Annotated in this window: 9 protein-coding genes; 2 read left to right on the top strand and 7 right to left on the bottom strand. The window is 75.2% G+C overall.

The window, feature by feature from the left end; genetic code table 11:
• Window positions 1-59: 59 nt before the first annotated feature.
• Entirely contained in the window at window positions 60-1,676 is a 1,617-nt protein-coding gene (locus KIK08_RS34840; protein ID WP_214407581.1) for an anthranilate synthase component I, read from the bottom strand.
• Window positions 1,677-1,756: 80 nt separating this feature from the next.
• Here KIK08_RS34840 and KIK08_RS34835 point away from each other — a divergent pair, with 80 nt between their 5' ends.
• A complete protein-coding gene (locus KIK08_RS34835; protein ID WP_214407580.1) occupies window positions 1,757-2,416 on the top strand; it encodes a TetR/AcrR family transcriptional regulator in 660 nt (219 codons plus the stop codon).
• Here KIK08_RS34835 and KIK08_RS34830 read toward each other — a convergent pair.
• From KIK08_RS34830 to hisH, 6 genes are all read right to left on the bottom strand, one after another.
• On the bottom strand, window positions 2,374-3,060 hold the full coding sequence (locus KIK08_RS34830; protein WP_214407579.1) for a response regulator: 687 nt from the start codon (window positions 3,058-3,060) through the stop codon (window positions 2,374-2,376). The genes KIK08_RS34835 and KIK08_RS34830 overlap by 43 nt on opposite strands.
• Window positions 3,057-4,283 carry a sensor histidine kinase gene (locus KIK08_RS41250; protein WP_308258081.1) on the bottom strand — a complete coding sequence of 409 codons (1,227 nt, stop codon included), beginning with the start codon at window positions 4,281-4,283 and terminating at the stop codon, window positions 3,057-3,059. The genes KIK08_RS34830 and KIK08_RS41250 overlap by 4 nt, the downstream gene beginning before the upstream one ends.
• A gap of 1,254 nt (window positions 4,284-5,537) precedes the next feature.
• A complete protein-coding gene (hisI, locus tag KIK08_RS34820) occupies window positions 5,538-5,909 on the bottom strand; it encodes a phosphoribosyl-AMP cyclohydrolase (RefSeq protein ID WP_214407578.1) in 372 nt (123 codons plus the stop codon).
• A complete protein-coding gene (gene hisF / locus KIK08_RS34815) occupies window positions 5,906-6,679 on the bottom strand; it encodes an imidazole glycerol phosphate synthase subunit HisF (RefSeq protein ID WP_214407577.1) in 774 nt (257 codons plus the stop codon). Before hisF ends, hisI begins: the two co-directional genes overlap by 4 nt.
• Window positions 6,679-7,449 (bottom strand): bifunctional 1-(5-phosphoribosyl)-5-((5-phosphoribosylamino)methylideneamino)imidazole-4-carboxamide isomerase/phosphoribosylanthranilate isomerase PriA, encoded by a 771-nt coding sequence (gene priA / locus KIK08_RS34810; protein ID WP_214407576.1) that lies wholly within the window; start codon window positions 7,447-7,449, stop codon window positions 6,679-6,681. Before priA ends, hisF begins: the two co-directional genes overlap by 1 nt.
• Window positions 7,450-7,525: 76 nt before the next feature.
• Window positions 7,526-8,161 (bottom strand): imidazole glycerol phosphate synthase subunit HisH, encoded by a 636-nt coding sequence (hisH, locus tag KIK08_RS34805; RefSeq protein ID WP_214407575.1) that lies wholly within the window; start codon window positions 8,159-8,161, stop codon window positions 7,526-7,528.
• Window positions 8,162-8,272: 111 nt separating this feature from the next.
• Between hisH and KIK08_RS34800 the strand changes: the two genes are divergently transcribed.
• On the top strand, window positions 8,273-8,942 hold a 670-nt coding region (locus KIK08_RS34800), incomplete at its 3' end, for an MFS transporter (RefSeq protein ID WP_308258080.1).

The following is an 8,942-nucleotide window of genomic DNA, read 5'->3' as shown; positions in this document are numbered from 1 at the left end:
CGCGGCCAGCGCCAGCGCCGCGCACACCGCGACCAGTGCCCGGGGCGAGCGCGGCGGGTTCACGCCGGCGGCGACCCGACGGCGCCGACCCGCTCGGGCCCGTCCGGGGACAGCGACGGCGGAGCGGGGCGCCCGGCGGCCGCGGGCTCAGACAGGGTCGCCGCCGTGGCCACCGCCGACAGCACCGCGCGGGCCTTGTTCAGGCACTCGGCGTCCTCGGCGACCGGGTCGGAGTCGGCCACGATGCCCCCGCCCGCCTGCACGTAGGCCACCCCGTCGCGGACGAGCGCGGTGCGGATCGCGATGGCGGTATCGGCGTTGCCGGCGAAGTCGAGGTAGCCCACGATCCCGCCGTAGAGCCCCCGGCGGGTGGGCTCCAACTGCTCGATGATCTCCATGGCGCGCGGCTTCGGCGCCCCGGACAGCGTCCCGGCCGGGAAGCAGGCGGTCACCGCGTCGTAGGCGGTGCGGTCGGCGCGCAGGGTGCCGGTGACCGTGGAGACCAGGTGCATGACGTGGCTGTAGCGCTCCACGTTGAAGAAGTTGTGCACCTTGACGGTGCCCGGCTCGCACACCCGGCCCAGGTCGTTGCGGCCCAGGTCGACCAGCATCACGTGCTCGGCGCGCTCCTTCTCGTCGGCGCGCAGGTCCTTCTCCAGCAGCGTGTCCTCCTCCTCGGTGGCCCCGCGCCAGCGCGTCCCCGCGATCGGGTGCGTGGTGACCACGCCGTCCTGCACCGTGACCAGCGCCTCCGGGCTCGACCCGACGATCGCGAACCGCTCCCCGACCGCGGGCTCCAGCCGCAGCAGGTACATGTACGGGCTCGGGTTGGTGGCCCGCAGCACCCGGTAGACGTCGAGCGGGTCCGACGGGCACTCCATCTCGAACCGCTGGGAGACGACCACCTGGAAGGCCTCGCCCGCGCGGATCAGCTCCTTCGCCTCCTCCACGGCGGCGTGGTGCTCGGGGGCGGAGCGACGGCGGGTGAACCGCGGCTCGGCCGGCCGGTACACCCCGATCGTGGCGGGCGCGGGCGCGGCCAGCTCCGCGGTCATCCGGTCGAGGCGGGCCACCGCGTCGTCGTAGGCCTCGTCGACGCGCTCGTCGCTGGCGTCCCAGTTGATCGCGTTCGCGATCAGCGTGACGGTGCCCTCGTGGTGGTCGACGGCGGCCAGGTCGGTGGCCAGCAGCATGATCAGCTCGGGGATGCGCAGGTCGTCGGCGGCCAGCTCGGGCAGCCGCTCCAGCCTGCGCACGACGTCGTAGCCGAGGTAACCGACCATCCCGCCGGTCAGCGGGGGCAGCCCCGGCAGCGGCTCGCTGTGCAGCTCCTCCAGGCAGAACCGCAGCGCGGCCAGCGGGTCGCCGTCGGTGGGCAGCCCGGCCGGGACCTCACCGGTCCAGGTGAGCGAGCCGTCGACCACGGTCAGCGCGGCGGCGCTGCGGGCGCCGACGAACGACCAGCGCGACCACGACCTGCCGTTCTCCGCCGACTCCAACAGGAAGGTGCCGTGCCGGTCACCGGCCAGCTTGCGGTAGACCCCGACCGGGGTCTCGTCGTCGGCGAGCAGCCTGCGGGTCACCGGGATCACCCGGTGCCCCGCGGCCAGCTCGCGGAACTCCTCGCGACTGGGGGTGACCGTTCCGAGTGCGCCGGCCGGCGCGGTGGCGGTCATGGCGGACATTGTCGCAAGCCCGCCCGCGCCCCCGTCGGGCCACACGGCCGCGACCGCGCGCGTCGGGGACAATGGCGGGCATGGCAGCACCCGAGCGGGCCCGGCCCGGCCGCCGCCGGGGCCGCCGACCCGGCGGCGCCGACACCCGCGCCCAGCTCCTCGACGCCGCTCGCGCCGAGTTCGCCGAGCGGGGCTTCGACGGCGCCACGGTCCGGGCGATCGCCGAGCGCGCCGGCGTCGATGCGGCGATGGTCAACCACTGGTTCGGTGGCAAGGACGCGTTGTTCACCGCCACCCTGGACATCCCGGTCGACCCGGCGGTGATCGTCAGCGACGTGCTGCCCGGTGACCCGAGCACCCTGGCCTGGCGGATCGTGCCGCGGTTCCTGCACCTGTGGGACGCCACCGGCGGCGGCCAGATGGTCACCCTCGTGCGCAGCATCGCCGCGCACGAGGCCGCCGCCCGGATGATGCGCGAGTTCATCTCCCGGGTCGTGCTCAACCGGATCGTCCGCGACGTCGCCCCCGACCGGCACGAGCTGCGCGCATCGCTGGCCGCCACCCAGCTCATCGGGCTGGGCATGATCCGCTACGTGCTCAAGCTGGAGCCGCTGGCCTCCGCCGACCACGCCACGATCACCGCGGCCGTCGCCCCCAACCTGCAGCGCTACCTCACCGGCGACATCTCCGGGGACGATCAGACCCCGGGGCGGTCGGGGTCGATGAAGCCCGACTCGTAGGCCGCGACCACGGCCTGCGTGCGGTCGCGGGCGCCCAGCTTGGCCAGCACGTTCCCGACGTGCGTCTTCACGGTCTCCACCCCGACCACCAGCTCGCGGGCGATCTCGGCGTTGGACAGCCCCCGGGCCATCCAGCGCAGCACCTCGCCCTCCCGATCGGTCAGCCCGGCCCCGCGCAGCGCGTCGCCCCGCCGCCGCCCGCGCGTGGCCACCAGGTCGCGCACCGCGGCCGGGAACAGCAGCGAGTCGCCCTCGGCCACCGTGCGCACCGCCCGCACGATCTCCACCGGCCGCGCCCGCTTGAGCAGGAACCCGGTCGCGCCCGCCTGCAGGGCGTCGTAGACGTAGCCGTCGTTGCCGAAGGTGGTCAGCACCAGGACGCGCGGCGGGTCGGCCAGGGCCGTCGTCAGGTGCCGGGTGGTGGCGATGCCGTCGACGTCGGGCATCCGCACGTCCATCAGCACGACGTCCGGTCGCAGCCTGCGCACCAGGCCGGGCACCTCGGAGCCGTCGTCGGCCTCGCCGAGGACCCGCATGTCCGACTCCGCGTCGATGATCGCCCGCAGGCCGGTCCGCACCAGCTCCTCGTCGTCGACCAGCAGCACGCCGATCACAGCCGCTCCCCCGGGCACACTCTCGATCATCGCGGCCCCGCGAAGGGCAACCGCACCGCGACACGCCACTGGTCGGCATCCGGCCCCGCGGAGAGCTCACCGCGCAGCACCCCGACCCGCTCGCGCATGCCGGCCAGCCCGCGCCCCCCGCGGCCGGCGCGGACCGGCGCCGCTCCGAGCGGGTTGGTCAGCTCCAGGTCGACCCGGTCGTCGCCGACGTCCACCCGCACCCCCACCGGCACCCTCCCCGCGTGGCGCAGCGCGTTGGTCAGCCCCTCCTGCACGATCCGGAACGCCTCGCGCGACACCACCGCCGGCACCGCCGCCGGGTCGCCGCGCACCTCCGCCGTGACGGCGACCCCGGCCGAGCGGGTGCCGTCGAGCAGGCGGTCGAGGTCGCCGAGGTCGGGCTGCGGGGCCCGGGTGTCCTCGGTGGCTCCCTCCCGCAGCAGGGCGAGCACGTGGTCCAACTCGTCGAGGGCGGTGCGGCCGGCCTCGGCGATCGCGTCCAACGCGCGGGCGACGAACGCCGGGTCGCTGTCGAGCACCCGCGCCGCCGCCCCGGCCTGCAGGGTCGTCACGGTGAGCGCGTGGCCGACCGAGTCGTGCAGCTCGCGGGCGAGCCGGTTGCGCTCGGTCATCCGCCGCTCCGCGGCCCGCGCCCGCTCCAGCTCCACGACCAGCCGCTCGGCCTCCGACGGCCCGAGCAGCCGCGGCGCCAGCCGGGCCAGCGCCGCCCCCGCCGCCGACACCCCGTGCAGCAGCGCCACCGGCAGCACCAGCGCCGCCACCGGCCCCCACGCCATCGCCCACCCGGCCGGCAGCGGCTGCATCGGCATCCACGGCGCGAGCAGCAGCCCCACCGTGCCCGGCACCACGAAGAACACCACCAGCCCGACCAGCCCGCCGACCGCCATGTTGACCAGCAGCCACAGCGCGGCCCGCCGCCGCGCCGGCCACGCGTCCCCGGTCGCCGGATCGGGCTCGGGCACCCGCGCCCCCAGCAGCGCCCGCGCCGCGGTGATCTCCAGCGCCCGCACCCCCGGCACCAGCGCCACCCCCACCGCCGCGACCACCGCCACCACCATCAGCAGCCCCAACGACAGCGGATCGGCCCCCTCCTGCCCGAGCGCGGAACCGAAGAGGATCCCCAGCGCCAGGTACGGCAGCAGCAGGACGGCCCCCAGCAGCAGGTGCACCGCCCGGCGGTAGGTCAGCCCGCTCCGCAGCGGGGCGAGGACCTGGCGCAGCACCCCCTGATCGTCGCAAATCCGGTTGGCGGGCGGCTCCCCCGCGCGAGGGAGCCTCTTCCGGGGGCTTCTTGCGGAGCCCTCCCGTGAGAGGCCTCCCGCGGCACCTCCGCTGCGGGCGACCTCGGATCTGGGGCTTCGGGGTGGTGTGGCCGCTTCGCGGCCGGGCGGGTGGGGGCGTCCTCGCAGCGCCAGGTGGGTGTCGCAGCGCTGGCTGGGTTCTCGCAGCCCGCCGGCGGGCTGCGACGGCACCGCTGGGTCTGCGAGGTGGCCGAATCACATGATCGACTGGGACATCAGCCGCTAGCGCGGCGAACGTCCCCAACCGGGCGAGGGTGGGGTCCACGCAGCGCCAGGTGGGTGTCGCAGCGCTGGCTGGGTCGTCGCAGCGCGCCGGCGGGCTGCGACCACCCACCCACAGCTGCGAGGACGCCGAGTCACATGATCGACGTGGCCGCGGGGACATGTCAGCCCCCACGCCACCGGCAAATCGGACATCCCCGCCGACCTCGCCGCCCATCGAGCGGCGGTTCGGGTCCTCGCAGCGCAGGGTGGGTGTCGCAGGCCTGGGTGGGTCGCCGCAGCGCGCCGGCGGGCAGCGACGGCACCGCTGGGTCTGCGAGGCGCCCCGATCCCATGATCGGCTCGGCCGGGGAGGGCCACGGTGCCGACAGGTATGCGCCGCGCCCACCGCAGGGCGACACGCGCACCGGTTGGCCACTCACAGAGTCCTCGTGCGCTTCGCAGCCTCCGCGGAGGCTGTGAAGCGCACACCCACCCTGCGAAGACGAGGCACCCGCCCCCGACCAGCGGCGACAGGACCGGCGCCGGACTGGGACCGAACGGGGAGCCCGGCGTCCCCCCAAGCCCCCTGCCGTCACGTCGGCGCGCGAAGCGCCTGCACATCCGCCGGGCCCCCGCACCCGGAAAGGCCAACCGCCGCCCATGCATGCCAACCGTGCGGGGGCCCGGCGGATGTGCTGCCCTCCGGGGCCGACGGGACGGCAGGGGGCGACCCCCTGCTCGATCAGAGGTCGCCCGCCGCGAAGGCGCCGCCGGAGGCCCCCTCAAGAACCCCGCAGGCGCTGCCGGAGGCCCCTCAAGAACCCCGCAGGCGCTGCCGGAGGCCCCTCAAGAACCCCGCAGGCGCCGCCGGAGGCCCCTCAAGAACACCGCAGGCGCCGCCGGAGGCCCCTCACGAACACCGCAGGCGCCGCCGGAGGCCCCCTCAAGAACACCAGCGGCCCTACAAGAACATCACCCGACCGGCGCCCCGAGAAGCACCTCGGTGTCGAAGCACGTCCGCGTCCCCGTGTGACACGCCGCCCCCTCCTGGTCCACCACCACGAGCAGCGCGTCCCCGTCGCAGTCCAGCCGGACTTCGTGCACCGCCTGGGTGTGCCCGGAGCTCTCGCCCTTGACCCAGTACTCCTGGCGGCTGCGCGACCAGTACGTGGCCCGGCCGCTGGTCAGCGTCCGGTGCAGGGCTTCGTCGTCCATCCAGGCGACCATCAGCACCTCGCCGGTGCCGCGCTGCTGGGTCACCGCGCAGACGAGCCCGTCGGGGGTGCGCTTCAGCTTGGCGGCGATCTCCGGGTCGAGCTGGGAGACCTGGACGCGCGCACTCATCTGACCTCCAGGCCCGCGTCGCGCAGGCTCGTCTTGACCTCACCGATCCGGATCAGTCCGAAGTGGAACACACTGGCCGCGAGGACCGCGTCGGCGCCCGCCTTCACCGCGGGCGGGAAGTGCTCGACCTTGCCGGCGCCGCCGCTGGCGATCACCGGGATGTCCACGACGGCGCGCACCGCCGTGATCATCTCCAGGTCGAAGCCGGCCTGGGTGCCGTCGGCGTCCATCGAGTTGAGCAGGATCTCCCCGGCGCCGAGTTCCTGGCCGCGGGCCGCCCACTCGACGGCGTCGATTCCGGTGCCGCGGCGGCCGCCGTGGGTGGTGACCTCCCACCCGGACGGCGTGGGCTTGCCACCGTCGGGCACCTTGCGCGCGTCGACCGAGAGCACGATGCACTGGGAGCCGAACCGGCGGCTGGCCTCGGCCAGCAGCTCGGGGCGGGCGATGGCGGCGGTGTTGATGCCGGTCTTGTCGGCGCCGGCGCGCAGCAGGGCGTCGATGTCGTCGGTGGTGCGGATGCCGCCGCCCACGGTGAGCGGGATGAAGACCTGGTCGGCGGTGCGCCGGACCACGTCGAGCATGGTGTCGCGCCCGCTGGAGGACGCCGTGACGTCGAGGAAGGTCAGCTCGTCGGCGCCCTCGGCGTCGTACACCCTGGCCATCTCCACCGGGTCGCCCGCGTCGCGCAGGTCGGTGAAGTTGACACCCTTGACGACCCGGCCGGCGTCGACGTCCAGGCAGGGGATCACCCGGACCGCGACGCCCATCAGCCCGCCGCCCGACCGGCCGCGACGTCGACCTTCCGCACGGCCTCCAGGGCCTCGGGCAGCGTGAAGCGCCCGGCGTAGAGGGCCTTGCCGACGATGGAGCCCTCGATGTTCGCGCCCTTGGCGGCGGCCTCGGCCAGCGCCACCAGGTCGGAGACCTGGGAGATGCCGCCGGAGGCGATCACCGGGGCCGGGGTGCGGGCGGCGACCTCGGTGAGCAGCTCGACGTTCGGGCCGCGCAGGGTGCCGTCCTTGCTGACGTCGGTCACGACGTAGCGGGCGCAGCCGTCGCGGTCGAGGCGCTCCAGGGTCTCCCACAGGTCGCCGCCGTCGGTGGTCCAGCCGCGCGCGGCGAGGCGGTGGCCCTGGTCGGTGATGCGCACGTCGAGGCCGACGGCGACGCGCTCACCGTGCTCGGCGATGGCGCGGGCGCACCACTGCGGGTCCTCCAGGGCGGCCGTGCCCAGGTTGACCCGGGCGCAGCCGGTGGCGAGGGCGCGGTCGAGGGAGGCGTCGTCGCGGATCCCGCCGGACAGCTCCACCTGGACGTCGAGCTCGCCGACGACCGCGGCGAGCAGTTCGGCGTTGGACCCGCGCCCGAAGGCGGCGTCCAGGTCGACCAGGTGGATCCACTCGGCGCCGTCGCGCTGCCAGGCCAGCGCGGCCTCGCGGGGTTCGCCGTATCCGGTCTCGGTGCCGGCCTCGCCCTGGACCAGGCGCACGGCCTGGCCGTCGGCGACGTCAACGGCGGGCAGCAGGGTGAAACTCACGGTCCGTGAGCCTACCGAGCCCGATCGGCGGCTGACCGCTGCGTCAGCCTGACGGGTCCCCGCACCCCGACGCGCCTCAGCCGACGACGTCGCGCAGCCAGTTCTTCAGCACGGTGGCGCCGGCGTCGCCGGACTTCTCCGGGTGGAACTGGGTGGCCGCGAGGGCACCGTTCTCGACGGCGGCGACGAAGTCCTCGCCGTGGTGGGCCCAGGTGACCAGCGGCGGGCGCAGCACCTCGGACTCCTCCAGCGTCCAGTGCCGCACGCCGAACGAGTGCACGAAGTAGAAGCGGGCGTCGGCGTCGAGCCCGGCGAAGAGCGTGGAGCCGGTGGGGACGCGCACGGTGTTCCAGCCCATGTGCGGCAGCACGTCGGCCTTGAGCTTCTCGACGGTGCCCGGCCACTGGCCGCAGCCCTTCGTGCGCTCGCCCCATTCGACGCCGAGGTCGAACAGGATCTGCATGCCGACGCAGATGCCCAGCACCGGGCGGCCCCCGGCGAGCCTGCGCTCGATGATCCGGGCGCCGTCCACCGACTCCAGCCCGGCCATGCAGGCCGCGTAGGCCCCCACGCCGGGTACGACCAGTCCGTCGGCCTCGAGGGCGGCGTCGCGGTCCGCGGTGACCGTGACGTCCGCGCCGACGCGCTGCAGCGCCCGCTCGGCCGAGCGGAGGTTGCCCGACCCGTAGTCGAGCACGACGATCCGCGACATGCCCCCAGGGTAACCGCAGCGCCGCACCGTCGATCTTGGTTTCGGCTCGGCGACGGGTCGCGTCGGTAACCGATTTGACCTGAACACGGGTCGAGGTTGCAGTCTGGACGGGTGACCGAGCTCGCCGCCGCGCCCCCGTCCATCCCCGCCGGCGGACTGCTCGCGCCCTCCTTGCGCACCCTCACGGTCGGGTCGGTCGCCCTGGTCAGCCTGGCCGCGTTCGAGGCGATGGCGGTCGCCACGGCGATGCCGACGGCCGCCGCGGCGCTGGACGGGATCTCCGGGTACGCGCTGGCGTTCGGGCTGCCGCTGGCGACCAGCGTCGTCGGGATGGTGCTGTCCGGCGTGTGGTCGGATTCACGCGGACCGGCCGGGCCGATGCGTGTCGGGGTGGCGGGGTTCGTGGTCGGGCTGCTGCTCGCCTCGATCGCCCCGAGCATGGAGCTGCTCGCCGCCGGGCGGGCCGTGCAGGGGCTCGGATCGGGGCTGTTCACGGTGGCCCTCTACGTCGTCGTGGCCCGCGCGGTGCACCCGGCGCTGCGGCCGCGGCTGTTCGCCGCGTTCGCCGCGGCCTGGGTGCTGCCCGCGGTCGTCGGGCCGCCGGTCGCCGGGCTGATGGTCGAGACGATCGGCTGGCGCTGGGTGTTCGCGTCGGCCGCGCTGCTGGCGGTGCCCGCGGCGACGATGGTCGAGCCGGCCCTGCGCCGGCTGCGGGCGATCACCGTGGACGCCCCGGCGGCTCCCGGGCCGGCCGTGCGGCGGGTGCGGCGGGTGCTGTGGG

This window comes from Pseudonocardia lacus (assembly GCF_018531445.1).
Lineage (GTDB): Bacteria > Actinomycetota > Actinomycetes > Mycobacteriales > Pseudonocardiaceae > Pseudonocardia > Pseudonocardia lacus.
The sequence above is the reverse complement of the archived record's forward strand: the minus strand, read 5'-3'. Positions and strand labels throughout refer to the sequence as shown.